Origin of the sequence: Kitasatospora sp. NPDC090091 (genome assembly GCF_044747365.1) — a bacterium.
Lineage (GTDB): Bacteria > Actinomycetota > Actinomycetes > Streptomycetales > Streptomycetaceae > Kitasatospora.
Genome location: NZ_JBIVDY010000002.1, coordinates 492,671 through 510,973, shown reverse-complemented (window position 1 = coordinate 510,973; position 18,303 = coordinate 492,671). Strand labels below are relative to the sequence as shown.

At 71.7% G+C, this 18,303-nt stretch carries 21 protein-coding genes; 11 read left to right on the top strand and 10 right to left on the bottom strand.

Annotation, left to right across the window (positions count from 1 at the left end; translation table 11 throughout):
- Positions 1–47: 47 nt before the first annotated feature.
- Together purF and ACIPSC_RS05255 are read right to left on the bottom strand one after the other, a co-directional pair.
- Positions 48–1,631, bottom strand: coding sequence for an amidophosphoribosyltransferase (gene purF / locus ACIPSC_RS05260; RefSeq protein WP_400823158.1), 1,584 nt, complete (start codon positions 1,629–1,631; stop codon positions 48–50).
- A gap of 339 nt (positions 1,632–1,970) precedes the next feature.
- Positions 1,971–2,852 carry a diacylglycerol kinase gene (locus ACIPSC_RS05255; protein ID WP_400823156.1) on the bottom strand — a complete coding sequence of 294 codons (882 nt, stop codon included), beginning with the start codon at positions 2,850–2,852 and terminating at the stop codon, positions 1,971–1,973.
- A gap of 126 nt (positions 2,853–2,978) precedes the next feature.
- On the opposite strand from ACIPSC_RS05255, the gene ACIPSC_RS05250 reads away from it, so the two are divergent.
- Both ACIPSC_RS05250 and ACIPSC_RS05245 read left to right on the top strand, forming a co-directional pair.
- On the top strand, positions 2,979–4,262 hold the full coding sequence (locus ACIPSC_RS05250) for an adenylosuccinate synthase (RefSeq protein ID WP_400823154.1): 1,284 nt from the start codon (positions 2,979–2,981) through the stop codon (positions 4,260–4,262).
- 128 nt (positions 4,263–4,390) lie between these two features.
- Complete coding sequence (locus tag ACIPSC_RS05245) at positions 4,391–4,993, top strand: GNAT family N-acetyltransferase (protein WP_400823152.1); 603 nt, start codon at positions 4,391–4,393, stop codon at positions 4,991–4,993.
- 122 nt (positions 4,994–5,115) lie between these two features.
- Here the strand turns inward: ACIPSC_RS05245 and ACIPSC_RS05240 are convergent, their stop codons facing one another.
- The gene (locus ACIPSC_RS05240; protein WP_400823151.1) at positions 5,116–5,532 is read right to left on the bottom strand and encodes an ATP-binding protein; all 417 of its coding nucleotides are present in this window, start codon (positions 5,530–5,532) and stop codon (positions 5,116–5,118) included.
- Positions 5,533–5,846: 314 nt separating this feature from the next.
- Here ACIPSC_RS05240 and ACIPSC_RS05235 point away from each other — a divergent pair, with 314 nt between their 5' ends.
- From ACIPSC_RS05235 to metG, 4 genes are all read left to right on the top strand, one after another.
- Entirely contained in the window at positions 5,847–6,701 is an 855-nt protein-coding gene (locus ACIPSC_RS05235) for a helix-turn-helix domain-containing protein (protein ID WP_400823149.1), read from the top strand.
- Between the two features lie 6 nt (positions 6,702–6,707).
- Positions 6,708–6,899: a DUF397 domain-containing protein gene (locus ACIPSC_RS05230; RefSeq protein WP_400823147.1), complete on the top strand. Its 192-nt coding sequence runs from the start codon at positions 6,708–6,710 to the stop codon at positions 6,897–6,899.
- A 477-nt stretch (positions 6,900–7,376) separates the two neighbouring features.
- Positions 7,377–7,889: a DUF6879 family protein gene (locus ACIPSC_RS05225; protein ID WP_400823145.1), complete on the top strand. Its 513-nt coding sequence runs from the start codon at positions 7,377–7,379 to the stop codon at positions 7,887–7,889.
- A 471-nt stretch (positions 7,890–8,360) separates the two neighbouring features.
- The gene (gene metG / locus ACIPSC_RS05220; RefSeq protein WP_400823143.1) at positions 8,361–10,091 is read left to right on the top strand and encodes a methionine--tRNA ligase; all 1,731 of its coding nucleotides are present in this window, start codon (positions 8,361–8,363) and stop codon (positions 10,089–10,091) included.
- A gap of 110 nt (positions 10,092–10,201) precedes the next feature.
- On the opposite strand, the gene cutA is transcribed toward metG, so the two are convergent.
- Together cutA and ACIPSC_RS05210 are read right to left on the bottom strand one after the other, a co-directional pair.
- Positions 10,202–10,534, bottom strand: coding sequence for a divalent-cation tolerance protein CutA (gene cutA / locus ACIPSC_RS05215; protein ID WP_400823141.1), 333 nt, complete (start codon positions 10,532–10,534; stop codon positions 10,202–10,204).
- Between the two features lie 23 nt (positions 10,535–10,557).
- Positions 10,558–11,010, bottom strand: coding sequence for a MarR family winged helix-turn-helix transcriptional regulator (locus ACIPSC_RS05210; protein WP_400823139.1), 453 nt, complete (start codon positions 11,008–11,010; stop codon positions 10,558–10,560).
- 123 nt (positions 11,011–11,133) lie between these two features.
- Here ACIPSC_RS05210 and ACIPSC_RS05205 point away from each other — a divergent pair, with 123 nt between their 5' ends.
- The 3 genes from ACIPSC_RS05205 to ACIPSC_RS05195 all read left to right on the top strand — a co-directional run bounded on the left by ACIPSC_RS05205 (position 11,134) and on the right by ACIPSC_RS05195 (position 12,343).
- Complete coding sequence (locus ACIPSC_RS05205; RefSeq protein WP_400823137.1) at positions 11,134–11,466, top strand: DMT family transporter; 333 nt, start codon at positions 11,134–11,136, stop codon at positions 11,464–11,466.
- 53 nt (positions 11,467–11,519) lie between these two features.
- A complete protein-coding gene (locus ACIPSC_RS05200; protein WP_400823135.1) occupies positions 11,520–11,840 on the top strand; it encodes a DMT family transporter in 321 nt (106 codons plus the stop codon).
- An 86-nt stretch (positions 11,841–11,926) separates the two neighbouring features.
- Positions 11,927–12,343 carry a DUF6087 family protein gene (locus ACIPSC_RS05195; RefSeq protein WP_400823133.1) on the top strand — a complete coding sequence of 139 codons (417 nt, stop codon included), beginning with the start codon at positions 11,927–11,929 and terminating at the stop codon, positions 12,341–12,343.
- 14 nt (positions 12,344–12,357) lie between these two features.
- Here the strand turns inward: ACIPSC_RS05195 and ACIPSC_RS05190 are convergent, their stop codons facing one another.
- The 4 genes from ACIPSC_RS05190 to ACIPSC_RS05175 all read right to left on the bottom strand — a co-directional run bounded on the left by ACIPSC_RS05190 (position 12,358) and on the right by ACIPSC_RS05175 (position 15,822).
- Complete coding sequence (locus ACIPSC_RS05190; RefSeq protein WP_400823131.1) at positions 12,358–13,284, bottom strand: class I SAM-dependent methyltransferase; 927 nt, start codon at positions 13,282–13,284, stop codon at positions 12,358–12,360.
- 140 nt (positions 13,285–13,424) lie between these two features.
- The gene (locus tag ACIPSC_RS05185) at positions 13,425–13,856 is read right to left on the bottom strand and encodes a hypothetical protein (protein ID WP_400823128.1); all 432 of its coding nucleotides are present in this window, start codon (positions 13,854–13,856) and stop codon (positions 13,425–13,427) included.
- A 49-nt stretch (positions 13,857–13,905) separates the two neighbouring features.
- Entirely contained in the window at positions 13,906–14,688 is a 783-nt protein-coding gene (locus tag ACIPSC_RS05180) for a hypothetical protein (protein WP_400823126.1), read from the bottom strand.
- A 45-nt stretch (positions 14,689–14,733) separates the two neighbouring features.
- Positions 14,734–15,822, bottom strand: coding sequence for a hypothetical protein (locus ACIPSC_RS05175; protein ID WP_400823124.1), 1,089 nt, complete (start codon positions 15,820–15,822; stop codon positions 14,734–14,736).
- A 298-nt stretch (positions 15,823–16,120) separates the two neighbouring features.
- Between ACIPSC_RS05175 and ACIPSC_RS05170 the strand changes: the two genes are divergently transcribed.
- Positions 16,121–17,206, top strand: a complete 1,086-nt coding sequence (locus ACIPSC_RS05170) for an aldo/keto reductase (RefSeq protein WP_400823122.1) — start codon at positions 16,121–16,123, stop codon at positions 17,204–17,206.
- Positions 17,207–17,331: 125 nt separating this feature from the next.
- Here ACIPSC_RS05170 and ACIPSC_RS05165 read toward each other — a convergent pair whose 3' ends face one another.
- The gene (locus ACIPSC_RS05165; RefSeq protein WP_400823119.1) at positions 17,332–17,754 is read right to left on the bottom strand and encodes a DUF350 domain-containing protein; all 423 of its coding nucleotides are present in this window, start codon (positions 17,752–17,754) and stop codon (positions 17,332–17,334) included.
- Positions 17,755–17,878: 124 nt separating this feature from the next.
- On the opposite strand from ACIPSC_RS05165, the gene ACIPSC_RS05160 reads away from it, so the two are divergent.
- Positions 17,879–18,298: a hypothetical protein gene (locus ACIPSC_RS05160; protein WP_400823117.1), complete on the top strand. Its 420-nt coding sequence runs from the start codon at positions 17,879–17,881 to the stop codon at positions 18,296–18,298.
- Positions 18,299–18,303 lie beyond the last annotated feature (5 nt).

The window sequence follows — 18,303 nt, the reverse complement described above, 5'->3', positions numbered from 1 at the left end:
TTGGAACGGCGGTGGGGCCCCGGGTTCCGGGACCCCACCGAGAGGTACTACGGGCGGCGCAGGGCGTCGGCCGCGCCCGCTCCGCCGAGCAGCGACTGGACGCCGTCCAGGTCACTGCCGCTGGTCGGCTTGCCGCGGACCGCCGGCGGCTGCTGGCCGCCCTTGATCTCGGCCTCCAGCAGGAGCTTGCCGAGCAGCGCCGGGTCCGGCAGCTCCATCGGGTACTCACCGTCGAAGCAGGCCCGGCAGAGCCGGTCCTTCGGCTGCTTGGTGGCCTCGATCATGCCGTCGATCGAGATGTAGGAGAGGGAGTCCGCACCGAGGGTGCGGCCGATCTCCTCGATGGTCATGCCGTTGGCGATCAGCTCCGCGCGGGTGGCGAAGTCGATGCCGAAGAAGCAGGGCCACTTCACCGGCGGCGAGGAGATCCGGATGTGGACCTCGGCGGCGCCGGCCTCGCGCAGCATCTTCACCAGCGCGCGCTGGGTGTTGCCGCGGACGATCGAGTCGTCCACGACCACCAGGCGCTTGCCCTGGATGACCTCGCGCAGCGGGTTGAGCTTGAGCCGGATGCCCAGCTGGCGGATGGTCTGGCTGGGCTGGATGAAGGTGCGGCCCACGTAGGCGTTCTTCACCAGGCCGGAGCCGTACGGGATGCCGCTGGCCTCGGCGTAGCCGATCGCGGCGGGGGTGCCGGACTCGGGCGTCGCTATCACCAGGTCGGCCTCGACCGGGGCCTCCTTCGCCAGGCGACGGCCCATCTCCACGCGGGAGAGGTGCACGTTGCGGCCGGCGATCGAGGTGTCGGGGCGGGCCAGGTAGACGTACTCGAAGACGCAGCCCTTGGGCTTGGCCTCGGCGAACCGGGAGGTGCGCATGCCGTTCTCGTCGATGGCGATGAGCTCGCCGGGCTCGACCTCACGGATGAACGAGGCGCCGCAGATGTCCAGCGCCGCCGTCTCGGAGGCGACCACCCAGCCGCGCTCCAGCCGGCCCAGCACCAGCGGGCGGATGCCCTGCGGGTCGCGGGCGGCGTAGAGCGTGTGCTCGTCCATGAAGACCAGCGAGAACGCGCCCTTGACCTTGGGCAGGACCACCTTGGCCGTCTCCTCGATGGAGAGGTCCGGGTGGCCTGCGAGCAGGGCGGTCACCAGGTCGGTGTCGTTGGTCGCGGCCGTCCGGCCCGAGCGGGAGACGTGCTCCTCGCCGGGGAGTTCGGCGACCATGGCCGCCAGTTCGGCGGTGTTCACCAGGTTTCCGTTGTGGCCGAGGGCCAGCGAACCGTTGACGGTCGCCCGGAAGGTCGGCTGGGCGTTCTCCCAGACCGAGGAACCGGTGGTCGAGTAGCGGGCGTGTCCGACGGCGATATGCCCGTGCAACGACCCCAGCGAGGCCTCGTCGAAGACCTGGGAGACGAGTCCCATGTCCTTGAAGACGAGAATCTGGGAGCCGTTGCTCACTGCGATGCCCGCGGATTCCTGACCGCGGTGCTGCAGGGCGTAAAGGCCGAAGAACGTGAGCTTGGCGACCTCCTCGCCGGGAGCCCAGACACCGAAGACGCCGCAAGCGTCCTGGGGGCCTTTCTCACCGGGAAGAAGATCGTGGTTGAGTCTTCCGTCACCACGTGGCACGCCTTCGAGTCTAGGGCAGTTGGCACAGGCTTCCGGAACCCGGGCGGCCGGGTTTGTTGGGCGATCGCTCGGCAACGCGCGTAGACAAAACCCCTTACCGCGGCCGGGTTTCGGGACACCGGAATTCGGCGGAGGGGCGCTTGGCCTTGTGGTTCGCGCGTGTTGGGGAGTTCCGTGTGCGGACGACGCTTCGCCCGGCGTTCGCCGGGCGTTCGGCCAACGTGAGCCTGCTCACCCGGGGCGGGGGCGGGCTCGGTCGGGGGCCGGGTCGGCCGGAGCCGCGGGCCGGGTCGGCCGGAGCCGGGGGCCGGGTCGGCCGGAGGCCCCGCCGCCGGCCGGCTACGCGGCCGGGAGCAGCAGACCCCAGGCGCCCGGGTGGACCGTCCAGGTGCGCGCCCGCACCGGCCCCACCGGGTGGCCGTCCACCTCGTAGCCGAACCCGCGCCCGGCCACCGAGACGGTCGCCGCCCGGGCACGCACCAGGGCGCCCGGCGCCCTGACGACGATCTCCATCACGCCGGCGCCGGCCCCGTCGCCGGACGGCAGGGTCACCTGGACCACCCGCACCGGGCGGTGGACGTCGGCGAGCAGCTTGCCGTCCGCCTCGACCCGGAGCCGGGCACTGTGGTCGACCCGCCCGCCGGCGAGGTCCTGGTCCTCCCCGTCCCGGGCCGCGGAAGTGAGTGAGGTCCCCTGCTCGGCCGCAGCCAGTTTCGCCCATAGCGAACGCCAGCCACTCGTGCGGCCCACCATCCGGCGCACTCCGCCGCCCGCGATCCGCACGCCGCCGAGCGCCACCCCGCCCCCGTCGTCCACCAGCAGGTCCAACTTGCGCGGCACGCCGGAGAGCACCGCCCGCGCCGCCGCCACCGGCGCGCCCGGCACGCCCAGCGCGCGGGCCGCCGTCAGCTCGCCCGCCCGGCCTACCGGAACCATGCCCACCGGATCCGCGCCCAGCTCACGCTGCCGGTACAGGGCTTGGAGCACCCGCTGAAGTGCGAGATCGGAACCGATCACGACCGGTCGCCGCCGACCCCGGTGCGAAAGGACCCGGTCGAGCTCGGACGGGGTCTCCGGATAGGCCACCTTGACGTCCGCCCCTCCGCAGAGGACGTCCTTCGCGATCCGCACCGACTCGCCGTCGGTCTGCCGGGCCGCCGGGTCGAGGAGCAGCAGGAGCGGCTCGGGGCCGCCGGTTGCAGGCGTGGACAGGGACGACACGACCGGTCCTTCCTCAGGTAATCTCTCGGTGCAAGAGCCCCTTGCGCTATTGCGCCAGGGGCTTCGTCTATCTCGGGGCAGACTGCGGCCTACGCAGGATGCCCCAACCGGAAGGGGTGTACGCCTGTGCCGGCACTCGTGCTCGTTGGCGCTCAGTGGGGGGACGAGGGCAAGGGGAAGGCGACCGACCTCCTCGGTGGCTCCGTCGACTACGTCGTCCGCTACCAGGGTGGCAACAACGCCGGTCACACGGTGGTCATCGGCGACCAGAAGTATGCACTGCACCTGCTGCCTTCCGGCATCCTCAGCCCGAATGTGACGCCGGTGATCGGCAACGGCGTCGTCATCGACCCAGGCGTGCTGCTCTCCGAGCTCAACGGTCTCAACGAGCGCGGCATCGACACCTCCAAGCTGCTGATCTCGGGCAACGCCCACCTGATCACGCCGTACCACCGCACCCTGGACAAGGTCACCGAGCGCTTCCTCGGCAAGCGCCGGATCGGCACCACCGGCCGCGGCATCGGCCCGACCTACGCGGACAAGATCAACCGCGTCGGCATCCGCGTGCAGGACCTCTTCGACGAGTCGATCCTGCAGCAGAAGATCGAGGCCGCGCTCCACGACAAGAACCAGCTGCTGGTCAAGCTCTACAACCGCCGCGCCATCCCGGCCGAGCTGGTGCTGGAGGAGTACCTCGGCTACGCGGACAAGATCAAGCCGTTCCTGGCCGACACCACGCTGGTGCTGGACGAGGCGCTGAAGGCGAACAAGGTCGTCCTGCTGGAGGGCGGCCAGGGCACCCTGCTGGACGTCGACCACGGCACGTACCCCTTCGTGACCTCCAGCAACCCGACCGCGGGCGGCGCCTGCACCGGCGCCGGCATCGGCCCGACCAAGATCGACCGCGTCATCGGCATCCTGAAGGCGTACACCACCCGCGTCGGCTCGGGCCCGTTCCCGACCGAGCTGCTGGACGCGGACGGCGAGGCGCTGCGCCGGATCGGCGGCGAGCGCGGTGTCACCACCGGCCGTGACCGCCGCTGCGGCTGGTTCGACGCGGTGATCGCGCGCTACGCGACCCGGGTCAACGGCCTGACCGACTTCTTCCTCACCAAGCTCGACGTGCTGACCGGCTGGGAGCAGATCCCGGTCTGCGTCGCGTACGAGATCGACGGCCGCCGGGTCGAGGAACTGCCGTACAACCAGTCGGACTTCCACCACGCCAAGCCGATCTACGAGACGCTGCCGGGCTGGAACGAGGACATCAGCAAGGCGAAGACCTTCGCCGAGCTGCCGAAGAACGCCCAGGCGTACGTGAAGGCGCTGGAGGAGATGTCCGGCGCGCCGATCTCGGCGATCGGCGTCGGCCCGGGCCGTGACGAGACGATCCAGATCAACTCGTTCATCTGAGCCGTCTGAGGGTTCGCGAAGGCCCTGCGGGACGTCACGTCCCGCAGGGCCTTTCCCTTACGCTCCCGGCTTTGCACTAGTGCAGATTGCTATTGCATCTAGTGCATTGTGTCGTTACCTTCGGGATCATGACTGCGAAGCTGCCTGCATCCGTGACCCTGACCGGCCGCCACGTGCGGCTGGAGCCGCTGAGCCGGGACCACCTGTCCGACCTCTGGGCCACCGTCGGCCCGGACCCGGACGTCTGGCGCTGGATCCCGTTCCTCCCGCCGGCCGGCGAGGAGGAGCTGGGCGCGATCCTCGACGTCCGGCTGGCGGAGGTCGAGGCGGGGACCGCGGTGAAGTTCGCGGTGATCGACCTCGCGAGCGGTCGCGCCGTGGGCATCACCGGGTTCTACGACTTCAGCGCCGTCGACGAGCTGGTCGAGATCGGCGGCACCTGGTACGCCCGGTCGGTCTGGCGGACGGCCGTGAACACCGAGTCCAAGCTGCTGCTGCTCACCTACGCCTTCGACGAGCTGGGCATGGGGCGGGTGATGTGGAAGACCGACGCGCTCAACGACCGCTCCCGCAACGCGATCCAGCGGCTGGGCGCGCAGTACGAGGGCACCCACCGGCGGGAGAAGCTGCGGGCGAACGGCGTCTGGCGCGACACCGCGTACTTCTCGATGCTGAGGGACGAGTGGCCGGCCGCGCGCGAGCGGCTGACCGGGCGCCTGACCGCCGGGTGACCGCGCCTACTTCTCCCCGGGGGTGGACGAGCGTCTCGTCCGGGGTTGGGAGTTGACCACCCAGGCCAGCCAACCCATGAAGAGCAGGGAGACGAACAACCCGGCCAGCAGCAGGACGGCCATCAGACACTGACCGCCGAAATGGCCCAGACTGCCTTGCCATACGACCCGATGAGTTCCACACCCCATTCATCGGCAAGCGCGTCCACGAGGTCAAGCCCCCGGCCGCTGGTTCGGGAGACGTCCGGGGCAGGACGGGCGACGGGGGCGGGGGAGGCGTCCGAGACGGCGATGTGGAGCCTCCCGCCGCGGAGTTCGACCACGACGGCAGGAGCGCCGACGCCGTGAACGAGGGCGTTGGTCACGAGCTCGGAGAGGATGAGGCAGGCGGGGTCGGCGTCCAGGCCGAGGCCTCTGAGGGTGTCCCGGAGGAGTCGGCGGAGCACGCCGACGATCTCCGGGACGGCCGGCGGGAAGAGGTCGAGCCTGAACTCCCTGGTGGGATCGGCCGAGGGAGGGCGAAGGAGGGGGAGGGACATGACTGTTCTCCAGTCCGTTTGCCAGGAATGCGCTCAGAGAGGGTCGTCCACCCGTGGCCTGCCCCCGCCGACGATGCGCGGCGCAGGCGTCGGCAGCCTGCACGAGCCCATCCGGGGTGCACTTCGAGTGACTTGACTGTCAATCAGCTCTACTTGCCCGACCGACGATAGAGTCCTCAGTAGAATATTTGCTACTGAGCCAGGTGCGGTTCACTCCTTCGGGGGACCCCTCCTTCAACGACCCCCACACCTGTGGACCCCCCGCGGCTCTGACGGCAGACTGCACCGGAAGCACCGACACAGGGAGGGATGCATTGCCACCACGCCTGACGCCAACCCTGCGCCAGCAGCGCCTTGGCGTCGAGCTGCGCAAGATGCGTGAGCTTGCCGGCATGACTCCTCGGGCGATGGCTGCCGCGCTTGGTACCGACGTCCCCAAGATCTCCCAGATGGAGAACGGGAAGTCCGGGATCAGTGCCGACCGTCTGCGGTCATGGGCTACCGCCTGCCAGTGCACGAACATCCCGCTGATCGGTGCTCTGAGCTCGATGACCCACGATCGCGAGAAGCACTGGTGGCACAGCTTCCGCAGCCGGGTTCCCGACGGGATGCTCGACATCGCCGAGCTGGAGCACCATGCCGACTCGATGACGGTTCTCAACACGACGTCGATTCCCGGCCTTCTCCAGACCAATCGCTACGCGTCCGCCATGTTCGCCCGCCTGCGGCCACCGCTTCCACGCCACGATGCCGATGTGCGAACCGCCTTCCGCCTCGAACGCCAGCAGATCCTCACCGATGGCAGCAAGCCACTCGTGGCACTCATCCATGAGGCTGCCCTCCGAATGCAGTTCGGCGGGCCGCTGGTCCTTCGCGATCAGCTCGCCAGCCTTCTCGACGACGCAGACCGCCCTGGAATCACCGTTCGGGCCATCCCCTTCAGCATCGACACGTACCCCGGCACGGGAGAGCACCTGTTCTTCGCCCGAGGGCCGATCCCCGAACTGGACACCGTCCAGATCGACCTCACGCGGGGACCGCAGTTCGTCCACTCGGCCGCCGATTTGGACTCCTACCGTGCTGTCGTCACGGAGTCCGAGGCCACTGCGCTGAGCCCGGAGGAATCCCGAGACTTCATCCATCACGTCATGACGGACCTGAAAGGCTAGTGGGGCATGAGCGACTGGCAGAAGTCATCGATCAGCGGCAACAGCAACGAGTGCATCGAGGTGCGAACCATCGACGGCGTGATCGAGATCCGCGAGTCGGACTCCGCAGAGATCATCGTCCGCACCACGCCCCAGAAGTGGGCCGCCTTCGTCAAGGGCGTCCAGGCCGGCGAGTTCGACCACTTCGTCGGCCTCTAGCCGAATCGTTCCGGCGGCCCCTTGCTCCACGCAAGGGGCCGCCGGAAGACAGAACCGCGTACTGGCCGCTCTGAGCTCAGGCCGCGTACTGGCCATGCGGAACATCGCGTTCCCAGGCTGTCCCGCACGAGGGGTCGAAGTCCGGCACATTTGGCGCAATCCAGTTCGATCGCAGCTGTCCACAGGCAACTCCGCTGGGGCAGAAGGCCGCGAGTCTATGCGGGAACGTGCATGATCCTTGTTCCCCCGCCGGAACCTCCCTACTGTCCTCATCACGATCCGCATGAGCGTGGAGGGGAAGCAATGAAGCTGACGAGGATCGCGGGCGGCGACCCGGACTGCCGCAACGACGACTGCCCGACCGTCTACACCACGACCGGGGCACCATCGCCGTCCAGGGCTACACCGTTGATCACATGACGCCTGGTGGTGAGGCTGTGGTGGAGATCCCCGAGAGTGTGCTCCGGGAGGCGTTCCGTGCTCTTGCTTGGTGACGCCTGGCGCACGTTCTTCGATTCCTTCGAGCGTGAGGCATTCCGGCTGGAGACTCGGAGCTTCTATGCCATGCCGGGGGAGGACGAGGAGTACCAGGAGTTTCTGGCCACTGGAGAGCTCCACATCCCGGACGACGACCCCTGGCTGGCCCGAGTACGGCACTTTCGCGAAACAGGCCGGACCATCAGCCGCGTCCACGTCCTCACTCGGCCGCTTTCGGACTACCTGCGCTACGAGTTCGCAGCCTACGTCTATAATTCCGCGGCCGGCGAAGACATCAGGATTCTCGATCTCACCGACCGGCAGAATCCCGGCCTGCCGGACCAGGACTTCTGGATGTTCGACCGCGCCGTCGTCGTAGACATGCAGTACCGGCCGGACGGCACGCAGGTCGGCCGCGAGCTTCTGACCGACCCGGACGTGGAGCTGTACCGGCACTGGCGCGACCTCGCAGTCTCGCTTTCGGTTCCGTTCCTGGAGTACAGCGCAGATTGACTCACGACCCCGGCAGGGCCGGAGAGCAGCGTCGAGACCTTGCAGCAGCCTGCGCCCGGCCATCAGGTCCGCGAGCTCCGGCATCGGCCGGGCTTCCCGCTGGGGAAAGAACACCTCGACACGCCCAAACCGCACGAGGTTGGCCGCGGGCGGGTAGCCCTCGTTCCCTCTTCACTCTCCCAGTAGCGCGTCCGCCCGGGCCGTCCGCGGTCGGCGCGGACGGCCCGGGGCCCGGCGAAGAGGAGCAACGTATGGCTCTCTCCGGCCGCCCCCGGTGTCCGAGCGGCGAAATGGGCGGGAGCATGGTCTCCGGCCTCGATAGACTCGGGGCTGCCCACAGTGGACTTCCGCTCTGTGAGGCAGCCCGGGAGTCGGCGCGTGTGCCGGGCTCCCGTTGCGGCCCCCAGACCCTGCGCCTGTCACGGCACTCCGGGGTAGGGGTGCGTGCAGGAGAAATTGGAGCATCCGAGGATGGCTCGGCACCTGATCACCAGCGCCCTTCCGTACATCAACGGGATCAAGCACCTGGGCAACATGGTCGGGTCCATGCTCCCCGCGGACGTCTACTCCCGCTACCTGCGCCAGCGCGGGCACGACGTGCTCTACATCTGTGCCACCGACGAGCACGGGACGCCGGCCGAGCTGGCCGCGCAGGAGGCCGGGCTGCCGGTGGCGGAGTTCTGCGCGCAGGCGCACGACCAGCAGAAGGCGGTCTACGACGGCTTCCGGCTCTCGTTCGACTACTTCGGACGCAGCTCGTCGCCGCAGAACCGGGAGATCACCCAGGAGATCGCCCGCGAGCTGCACGCCAACGGCTTCATCGAGGAGCGGGCGATCCGCCAGGTGTACTCGATCACCGACGGCCGCTTCCTGCCGGACCGCTACATCGTCGGCACCTGCCCGCACTGCGGCTACGACAAGGCGCGCGGCGACCAGTGCGAGAACTGCACCCGCGTGCTCGACCCGACGGACCTGCTGGAGCCGCGCTCGGCGATCAGCGGCAGCTCGGACCTCGAAGTCCGCGAGACCAAGCACTTGTTCCTGCTCCAGTCGAAGCTGACCGAGCAGGTGGAGGCGTGGGTCGGGGAGCACGGCGACCAGTGGCCGGTGCTCGCCTCCTCGATCGCCCGCAAGTGGCTGACCGAGGGGCTGCAGGACCGCGCGATCACCCGCGACCTGGAGTGGGGCGTGCCGGTGCCGGCCGATGTGTGGCCGGAGCTGGCGGCCGAGGGCAAGGTCTTCTACGTCTGGTTCGACGCCCCGATCGAGTACATCGGCGCCACCAAGGAGTGGGCGGACGCGGCACCGGCCGGCGAGCTCCGGGACTGGAAGTCCTGGTGGTACGAGGCCGACGAGACCGTCCGCTACACCGAGTTCATGGCCAAGGACAACGTCCCGTTCCACACGGTGATGTTCCCGGCGACCATCCTGGGCTCGCGCAAGCCGTGGAAGAAGGTCGACTACGTCAAGGCCTTCAACTGGCTGACGTACTACGGCGGGAAGTTCTCCACCAGCCAGAAGCGGGGCATCTTCACCGACGTCGCGCTGGAGCTGCTGCCGGCCGACTACTGGCGCTACTTCCTGATGGCGCACGCCCCCGAGTCGGACGACTCCAGCTTCACCTGGGACCTCTTCGCCTCCGTCGTCAACAAGGACCTCGCCGACACCCTCGGCAACTTCGTCAACCGGGTGCTCTCGTTCAGCCGCAAGCGGTTCGGCGACGACGTCCCGGCCGGGGACGCGGCGGGCGAGGCCGAGGAGCGGCTGGGCGCACAGATCGCCGAGCTGCTGGCCGAGTACGAGGCCCAGCTGGACGCGCTGAACTTCCGCAAGGCGGCGCAGAGCCTGCGCACGCTGTGGAGCGCGGGCAACTCGTACCTGGACGAGAAGGCGCCCTGGAAGCAGGTGAAGACGGACCCGGAGGCGGCCGCGCTGACCCTGCGGACGGCGATGAACCTGATCCACCTCTACGCGGTGGTCTCCGAGCCGTTCATCCCGACCGCGGCCGGCGCGATGCGCGACGCGTTCGCGCTCGCCGAGGACGCCCCGGCCCGGACCCGGCGCTGGGTGAGCCCGGACGAGGCCCGCGCGCTGGACGCGGTGCCGGCCGGGACGGCGTTCACCGTGCCGCCGGTGCTCTTCGCGAAGATCACCGACGAGGACCTGGCCGCCTGGACCGCCCGCTTCGGCGGCGGCGAGTAGCGCGGCGGCAGGACGGCGCGCAGGCCCGGACAGGGCCGAGCAGGAAACGGGAACGGCCCGGCCTCCCCGCTGTGCAGGACAGCGGGGAGGCCGGGCCGTTCCCGGTCGGCTCAGTGCGCGGTGGTCTCCGCGGCCACCCACTCCAGGTAGGCCGGGTTGCCGGCGGTCACCGGGACGACGACGACCTCCGGGGTTTCGTAGTCGTGCTGCGCGCCGATGAAGGCGGTGAGGCGGTCCGCGAGGTCGGTGCGGGTCTTGAGGTCCACGCGCCACTCGGCGCTGTCCTGCACCTCGCCGTCCCACCAGTAGAGCGAGCGGATCGGGTGGATCTGCGCGCAGGCGGCCAGGCGCTCGCGGACGGCGGCGGCGGCGAGGGCGCGCGCCTTGTCCTCGGTTTCGTGGGTGGTGGTCACCACGACGACGTCAGGGGTGGTTGCCGGCATGCCGCGACCGTACCGCGCCCCGGTCAGCCGAGGGAGCGGCGAGCGGTGTCGAGCAGCGGGGCGAGGTCGGGGGTGGCGGCGGCCGCCTCGTCGAGGGCCGCACCGAGGGTCTCCTCGTAGGTGCCACGGGCCTCCTGGCGGCGAGCGCGGCCGGGCTCGGTGATGACGGTGTAGACGCCGCGCTTGTCGTCGGGGCACGAGTCCCGGTAGGTGAAGTCCGCCGCGTGCAGGCGGGCCACCAGGCGGGTGACGGAGCTCTGGTTGAGGCCGAGGCCGGCGGCGAGGTCCTGCATCCGCAGCTCGCCCTTGGGCGCCTCGGCGAGCAGGCCGAGGGCGCGGTACTCGGAGAGCCCGAGACCGTGCCGGCGCTGCAGTGCGGCGGCGAGCCGGCTCTCCACCTGGGCGTGCAGCGCGGTCAGCCTGCTCCACATCCTGGCGTCCGAATCACCGCTGGTGGGGGTGGGTTCCGTGGGCATCGGGGCGGCTCCTGACGGCTGGGGCGGTTGACACAGGTTACTTGCACATGCATGCTCTTGCCCAGTCGCGATTAATTTGCACATACATACATGCAAGGACAGTGAACCCGGGGGTTTCGTTCCATGGCCTGGATCCACCTGCTCATCGCCTCGGTCTTCGAGGTGGTCTTCGCCCTCGCCACCAACGCCACGCACGGCTTCACGGAGCTGGGGCCGTCGCTGCTGACCGCGGCGGCCGCCGCCGGCGGGATCTTCTTCCTCAGCCTCGCCCTCAAGACCCTCGACGTCGGTGTCGGCTACACCGTGTGGACCGGGATCGGCTCGGTCGGCACCGTCGTGCTCGGCACCGTGATCTTCGACGAATCGATGAACGCCGGGAAGGTCGCCGCCTTCGTCCTCATCATCGGCGGCGTGCTCGGGCTCAAGCTCTCCGACCGGCTCGGCGCGAGCGCCTGACCCTCCCCGTCACCCGACGCCCGACGCCCCACGCCACCAAGGAGCACACCACCATGGCCTGGATCTTCCTCGCGATCGCCGTCGTCTTCGAGATCGCCTTCGCCCTCGGCACCAACGCCACGCAGGGCTTCACCAAGCTCTGGCCGTCCGTCCTCACGCTGCTCGCGGCCGCCGGCGGCATCTTCACGCTCAGCCTCGCGCTGCGGACGCTGGACGTCAGCGTCGGCTACACCATCTGGACCGGGCTCGGCTCGATCGGCACCGTGCTCTTCGGCGCGCTGATCTACAAGGAGCGGATCACCCTGCCCAAGCTGCTCTCGTTCGCCTCGATCATCGCCGGCGCCATCACCCTGAAGCTGGCGTCCGGCATCTGACCGGCCGTCGGTTTCACTCGATCGTGGACTCGACCCGCCCTCTCCCGTCGGCAAGACTGGCCGGGGCAGACGTGAGGGAGGTGGCGGTGAGCGCCGAGGACGAGCCGCTGGCCGAATGGTACGCACGGCGGGCGGGCCGCCGGCGCGCGCCCGGCACCCGGGACGCCATCACGCTCGCCACCGGGCCGCGCCGCGGGGCGCACGTCCACCTCGACGTACCGCGGCTGGTGGTCGAGTGGGACGGCTACGTGTGGCGGCCGGTCGGCGTCGCGGCGAACTACGCGGCGGCGTACGCGCTGATCACCCGCTCCGGGAGCGGCACCGAGGCCGACACCGGGGGCGACACCGCGGGCGACTCCGAGGCCGACACCGAGGGCGACAGAGCCCCCGGGGTCGGCACCGGCGCCCGGACGGGTACCGCGGGCGCGATGGGGCAGGGCGGTGTCCCCGTGGTACCGGTCCCGCGCGAGGGCACCGGCCGGCACCGCAAACCGGACCGCTGAGGACTCGACGGCCCTCAGGAACCGCCGCCCGCCCGGGCCGTGTGCACCGTGACGGCGACGAGGAAGAAGGCGTCCGGACGGACGAGGATGCCGGCGGGCGCGTCGGGGTCCAGCAGCGCGTCCAGGGTCGCGAGGTCCTCCGCGTCCAACTGCCCGGTGAGCTGGTCGCGCCGCCGGGCCAGGTGCCCGTGCAGGTGCTCGCGGGCCTGCCGGTCGAGCGGGGCCGGCCACTCGGCCAGGAAGGTCCGGCTGCCGGCGGGGACCAGGCCGGCCTTGGCCAGCATGGCCGGCCAGTCCTCCACCACGGGGGTGGTGTCGGGGAGTTCGGCGCGCATCAGGCTGAACGCGTCCTCGTGTGCCGCGTCCAACCGGGCCTGCAGGCCGGGGCGGCCGAGGCCGATGTCCCGCGGCAGGAACCGCAGCGGCAGCCCGCGTTCGGCGACGGCCAGCAGACCACCGGGGCGCAGCGAGCCGGCCAGCGCGGTCAACGCGGCCTGCTGGTCGCCCAGATGGTGGACGGCCTGCGAGGACCAGATCAGGTCGGCCGCCCCGAGCAGACCGAAGTCGGCCGGGAGGTCGGCCTGCCGGGTGGCGACCCGACCGGACGAGCGGGCCCGGGCGCGCTCCAGCAGGGCGGCCGACCGGTCCACGGCGACCACCTCGGCGGCCGGGAAGGCCTCGGCCAGCAGGCCCGCGACCACACCCGGGCCGCTGCCGACGTCCAGCACCCGCTCGACCGCGGCGCCGCCCCGCAGCTCGCGCAGCCACCCGGCGGCCCGGGTGAACGCGGGAGCGTGCAGCTCGCCCTCGCGCTCCAGGTAGGCGGCGAGGGCGTCCCAGTCCGGCTCGGCGCCGGACGCCCCGCGGCCGCAGGTGTGGGCGTGGGTGTGTCCGTGGGCCTGCCCGTGGCCGTGGGCCGCGCGCTGCTCGTGGTCGGTCATGCCGTCCTCCCTCGCGGTGGGTGGGGTGCCGCCGGTACCGGCCACCTCCACCGCCAGGCTGCGCCCGCCCCCACACCGGCGGCAAGCACAGTTGCCACTTCCGCAAACCGGCCCGGCCCGGAGCCCCCGGGCGACGGACCTCAGCGTTCCCGGAACTCGCTCTCGACCGGGGGACCCTCCCGGTAGCCGCGGTCCAGGAGCGCCGCCCGGCGCCGGGCCCGGTCGGCCCGGTCCGTCACGTGGAACCAGACCAGCACCCCCGTGGCCAGGACCGCCAGTCCGGCCGGCGCGAAGGCCCACACGGTGTGGGTGTACAGCCAGAGCAGCACCGCGAGCCCGGCCGAGCCGAGGACCGCGTACGAGAGCCCGAGCCGGCTGCCCGGCAGGCTCCGGTGGATCTCCTCGATCTGCGCGGCCGCATCCCCCTCGCCGCCGCTCCCGGTGAACTCTCCCGGGTCGAAGAAGTAGGGCTCGATGTCGCCCTCCTCCCAGTCCCGCTCCACCCGGACCGCCCGCCGGCGGAAGGCCCGCCGCCGCGGCCCGCCGGGCACCGCGTTGTAGCCGCTGCTCACACGCTCCTCCTCCCGGATCCGGCGTCGCCGGCCCCTGGTGCTGTCGGGTTCAGCGGGCCAGCCCGCCGGCGAGCAGGTCGGCCAGGACCAGCAGCTGCCGGACGTTCTGGTCGCTGAACTCCTGCTGGTCCGGCTCGCTGAAAGTGTCGCTCCAGGAATCCGTCTTCGCGTCCACCGCGAGCACGCCGAGGGGCACGTTTCCCGCCTGCACCCGGACGATCACCACCGCGTCGTCGGCCGGGGTGCCGGGGACGTTGCCGCGGAAGTAGGACTTGGTGCCGGTGCGGCGGAACACCCGGCCGGTGGTGACCACCTTGCGCAGGGCGCCGATGCCGAAGTCGCCGGGGCCGATCCGCTCCACGGGAGATGCCGAGTCGAGGGAGCGCCCGCGGCAGGTGAAGGTCGTGGTCGCCGGGTCCCACGAGTAGTAGGCCCCGCGGCAGGAGTGGTGGATCCGCGCGGCGGCCGCCGCGACGGCCTGGTCGAGCCGGCCGCGCTCGGTGCTCGGATCCCCCGATGCGGCCAGGATGCCGCTGATGTTGGCGGTGAAGGTGGTCCCCGGAGCGAGCGCCGTCACCAGCTCGTTCAGGCCGCGGGACGTCTCCCGGGCCAGCGCCTCGACCTGCCCGTGCACGGTCCGCGCACGCCGTGCCTCCACCGATCCGACCAGCACGGTGAGGCCGGTGGTGGCGATGCCGTAGAGGATGAACTCCACCTGGCGCGCGCTGTTGGAGCCCGCCAGGGTGCTGAAGACGAACGCCCCGGAACCGAAGACGAACGCGAAGAACTTCAAAGTGCCGTCGACGATCCGCATCCGCTGAGTAGCCGTCACTCGCGCCCCTCGCCCTCGCCCCACCCCACTGGCCGCTCCGCGATCCTAGGCACGGCCGGGGGTGGGCTCAAGGGGTTGCGGCGGGAGGGTGATGGGGGCGGTGCGGTGCCAGTAGGAGCGGGCGGCGGCGGCCAGGGCGACGCCGTAGACGGCGAAGGCGCCGAGGCCGATCCAGCAGACCAGCAGGACGTCGGCCTCGGTCGGGAAGTCGCCGAGCGGGATCGTCACCAGACCGGTGGTGCCCAGAGCGGCGTAGCCGATGCCGACGAGGCCGTACGGGGCGAGGGTGGCGGCGCCGAGCAGGGCGGGGGTGAGCGGGAGCCAGCGGGGGACGCGGCGCCCGTGCAGGGGCACGGTCCAGCGCGGGAAGACCTGGCCCCACGGCCGGACCAGGCCCCAGAGCAGGAAGACGCCGAGCGCCGCCAGCAGGGCCGTGCCGTCCACGCCCCAGGACTCCAGGGTGAGCCAGAGGCCGGAGGCGCCGTTGCGTTCGGCGGCGGCCCGCGTCTCGGCGCCGCTGACGCCCGCGAAGGTGCCGCCGAACGCCCAGGTCAGCTTCATCCCGGCGTAGGGGACGAAGGCCAGGCTCCCGGCCAGTGCGGCCAGCTGGACCGGGCCGGAGGCTGCCGACGGCTGCGGCCGGCCGGTGCGGTCGGCCGCGCCGGCGACACCGGCGGCGGCGCCGGTGGCGCGGGCCCGGTGGGCGGTGGCCGCCAGCAGCAGGGCGCCGAGCGCCGACAGGGCGTGCAGGGCCGCACCCGGGCCGCTGTCCACGGCCTGGTTGAAGAGCAGTGTGATCACGTCCATCAGCAGGCCGAACGCCGCCGCGCCGGCCAGGACGCAGAGCGTCCGGAGGACCGGGTGCAGCACCCCGCGGTGCGCCGGGGCGGCGTGGGCCGAGCGGGACGCGACCGCGCCGGCCGCGACCGAGGCCGCACCCACCGCCGCGACCGCCCACCCCAGCCGGTCGGTGCCGAACAGCGGTGTCCCGGTCACCGCACAGACCGTGCCGAACACCGCGTACCCGACGCCCCACACGGCCACGCCCGCACCGCTGCCGGTCCACCCGGTCCGCCCGGTCGCGGTCCGCCCGGTCGCGCCCGGCTCCGCCGTTCGCACCTCGATCGCTGTCATGCGCCCAAGCTCGCACCGGCCGCCCGCCGGCGCCCTCCCCCGGGGAGGGGAACCCGCTCCCCCGGCAGGGGGACGGCACCGCCCGCCGGAAACCCCTTGCGTTGGAGCGCACTCCAACTCCTATCGTCGGAGCCACCGGACGGCCCCGGGCGCACCCGGCGCACGGGCACCGGCAGCGGCGGCGGCGGACCACTGCCGACGGGCTGCCACCGGCGGACTCCGGACCTCGGGCTCCCGACACCCGGGCTCCCGTCACCCGGACTCCACCGTGCAGATTCCTGACAAGGGGACTTGAACCATGCGCTACCGCGTCCTCGGCGGCACCGGCATCGAGGTGAGCGCCTACTGCCTCGGCACCATGATGTTCGGCGCGATCGGCAATCCCGATCACGACGACTGCGCCCGGATCATCCACACCGCCCTCGACCAGGGCATCAACTTCGTCGACACCGCCGACATGTACTCGGCGGGCGAGTCCGAGGAGATCGTCGGCAAGGCGCTGCAGAGCCGCGGCAACCGCGACGACGTGGTGCTCGCGACCAAGGTGCACTTCCCGATGGGCGAGGGCCGCAACCGCGGCGGCAACTCCCGGCGCTGGATCGTCCAGGAGGTGGAGGAGAGCCTGCGGCGGCTGCGCACCGACCGGATCGACCTCTACCAGGTGCACCGGCCGGACCACCGCACCGACATCGAGGAGACCCTCGGCGTGCTCGGGGACCTCGTCCGGGCCGGCAAGATCCGCGCCTTCGGTTGCTCGACATTCCCCGCCGAGCAGCTCGTCGAGGCCCACCACGTCGCCGAGAAGCGCGGCCTGCCGCGCTTCCGCACCGAGCAGCCGCCGTACTCGCTGCTCGCCCGGGGCATCGAGCGGGACGTGCTGCCGGTCGTCCGGCGGCTCGGGATGGGTGCGCTGACGTGGAGTCCGCTCGCCTCCGGCTTCCTGACCGGCCGCTACCGCAAGGGCCGCCCGATCGACCTCGGCACCGGCCGGGCCGCGCTCCACCCGGCCCGCTTCGACCCGGCGCTCTCCGGCACGACCGCCAAGCTGGACGCCGTCGAGGGGCTGACCGCGATCGCCGAGGACCTCGGCCGCACGCTCCCCGAGCTGGCCCTCGCCTTCCCGCTGGCGCACCCGGCGGTCACCTCGGTGATCATCGGCCCGCGCACCGCCGAGCAGCTGGCGGCCGCGCTCAAGGGCGCCGACCTGGTCCTCGACGACGCGGTGCTCGACCGCATCGACGCCGTCGTCCCGCCCGGCACCAACGTCTACCACCCGGACGGCGTCTGGCAGCCGCCCGCGCTGACCGACCCGGCCCTGCGCCGCCGCCCGGTCACCGACCGCGCCGCCGGCGACCCGGTGGCCGAGGAGGCCGCGGCCGGCTGACGCAGCGGAGGCCACCGGGGCGGCCGGGCGGCGACCGAGTCGCCCGGGTGCCTCGGGCCGCGCAGGCGTAGCGCACCCGGCCTCGGCACCGGGCCGCGCCGGGACGGGCCGCGCCCGGCTCCGGCTCAGGCGATCGAGGCCGCCACGATCGCCGCCACCGCGAGGTTGCAGCTGGCCGACACCCAGACCGCCGGGTGCGGCTCGGGGTCGACCAGGATGGCGCCGAGCTTGCCCGGCGTCAGCAGGTCCACCACCCAGAACGCGACCGCCATCAGCACCAGCCCGAGCAGGCCGAAGCAGGCGGTGGAGACCAGGCCCTTCCCGAAGTCCTCGTAGGTGTAGAGGATCGCGGTGAAAACGATGCCGCCGATGCCGAGCAGCGCCGAGCTGAGCAGCAGGGCGGCGTTGCGGTTGCGCTCGACCCAGATCTGGTGGCCGAGCTTGCCCGGCGTCAGGGCGTCCACCAGGACGATGCCGAGGAGCAGCAGCACGACGCCGACGGCGCCGAAGGCGGCGGCCGCACCGAGGCCGTGCAGGATGTCGTTCATGGGTGTCTGGCCCCCCGGGTCCAACGGTCAAGGATCGGCAAAAGATATCCCATGCCCCCCGGATCCGGTCAGGGTACCGGGGCCCCTGCCGTACCATCCAGCCCCGCGCGTACCATCGGGCGCCATGACGCCGCCACCGCCCGCCACCACGGCCACCCGGGCCACCCCAGCCACCCCGGTCGTCCCGGCCGCCCCGACCACCGCCGGCACCGCCGGCACCGCCGGAGCCGTCGGCCCGGCACCGCAGTCCCGCCGCCGCTCGGGCTTCGTCACCCTCGGCATGGTCGGCACCCTCGCCCTGGCCCTCTCCGGCTGCGCCTCCTCCGGCGGCGGCAACCCGCCGAGCCGCTGCGTCGACCCGTCCACGCTCAAGGTGCTGGACAGCCACTCCTGCACGGGCGGCGGCACGAGCGCGGCGGCCGGCCGCTGGTACTACTGCGGCTCCGGCAGCACCACCGCGATCGGCGGCACCTTCGACAAGGCCGCGACCAAGCGCGGCGGCTTCGGCTGCCCGTCCGGCTCCAGCGGCTCGGGCGGGGGCTGACCGCG

What these genes read in the sequence shown, in the direction of transcription:
- ACIPSC_RS05170 (WP_400823122.1), top strand. Translation starts at nt 16,121, where the DNA reads ATGCGCTACCGCGTCCTCGGCGGCACCGGCATCGAGGTGAGCGCCTAC.
- ACIPSC_RS05205 (WP_400823137.1), top strand. Translation starts at nt 11,134, where the DNA reads ATGGCCTGGATCCACCTGCTCATCGCCTCGGTCTTCGAGGTGGTCTTC.
- ACIPSC_RS05230 (WP_400823147.1), top strand. Translation starts at nt 6,708, where the DNA reads ATGAGCGACTGGCAGAAGTCATCGATCAGCGGCAACAGCAACGAGTGC.
- ACIPSC_RS05175 (WP_400823124.1), bottom strand. Translation starts at nt 15,822, where the DNA reads ATGACAGCGATCGAGGTGCGAACGGCGGAGCCGGGCGCGACCGGGCGG.
- ACIPSC_RS05160 (WP_400823117.1), top strand. Translation starts at nt 17,879, where the DNA reads ATGACGCCGCCACCGCCCGCCACCACGGCCACCCGGGCCACCCCAGCC.
- ACIPSC_RS05200 (WP_400823135.1), top strand. Translation starts at nt 11,520, where the DNA reads ATGGCCTGGATCTTCCTCGCGATCGCCGTCGTCTTCGAGATCGCCTTC.
- ACIPSC_RS05190 (WP_400823131.1), bottom strand. Translation starts at nt 13,284, where the DNA reads ATGACCGACCACGAGCAGCGCGCGGCCCACGGCCACGGGCAGGCCCAC.
- ACIPSC_RS05240 (WP_400823151.1), bottom strand. Translation starts at nt 5,532, where the DNA reads ATGTCCCTCCCCCTCCTTCGCCCTCCCTCGGCCGATCCCACCAGGGAG.
- ACIPSC_RS05165 (WP_400823119.1), bottom strand. Translation starts at nt 17,754, where the DNA reads ATGAACGACATCCTGCACGGCCTCGGTGCGGCCGCCGCCTTCGGCGCC.
- metG (WP_400823143.1), top strand. Translation starts at nt 8,361, where the DNA reads ATGGCTCGGCACCTGATCACCAGCGCCCTTCCGTACATCAACGGGATC.
- cutA (WP_400823141.1), bottom strand. Translation starts at nt 10,534, where the DNA reads ATGCCGGCAACCACCCCTGACGTCGTCGTGGTGACCACCACCCACGAA.
- ACIPSC_RS05210 (WP_400823139.1), bottom strand. Translation starts at nt 11,010, where the DNA reads ATGCCCACGGAACCCACCCCCACCAGCGGTGATTCGGACGCCAGGATG.
- ACIPSC_RS05245 (WP_400823152.1), top strand. Translation starts at nt 4,391, where the DNA reads ATGACTGCGAAGCTGCCTGCATCCGTGACCCTGACCGGCCGCCACGTG.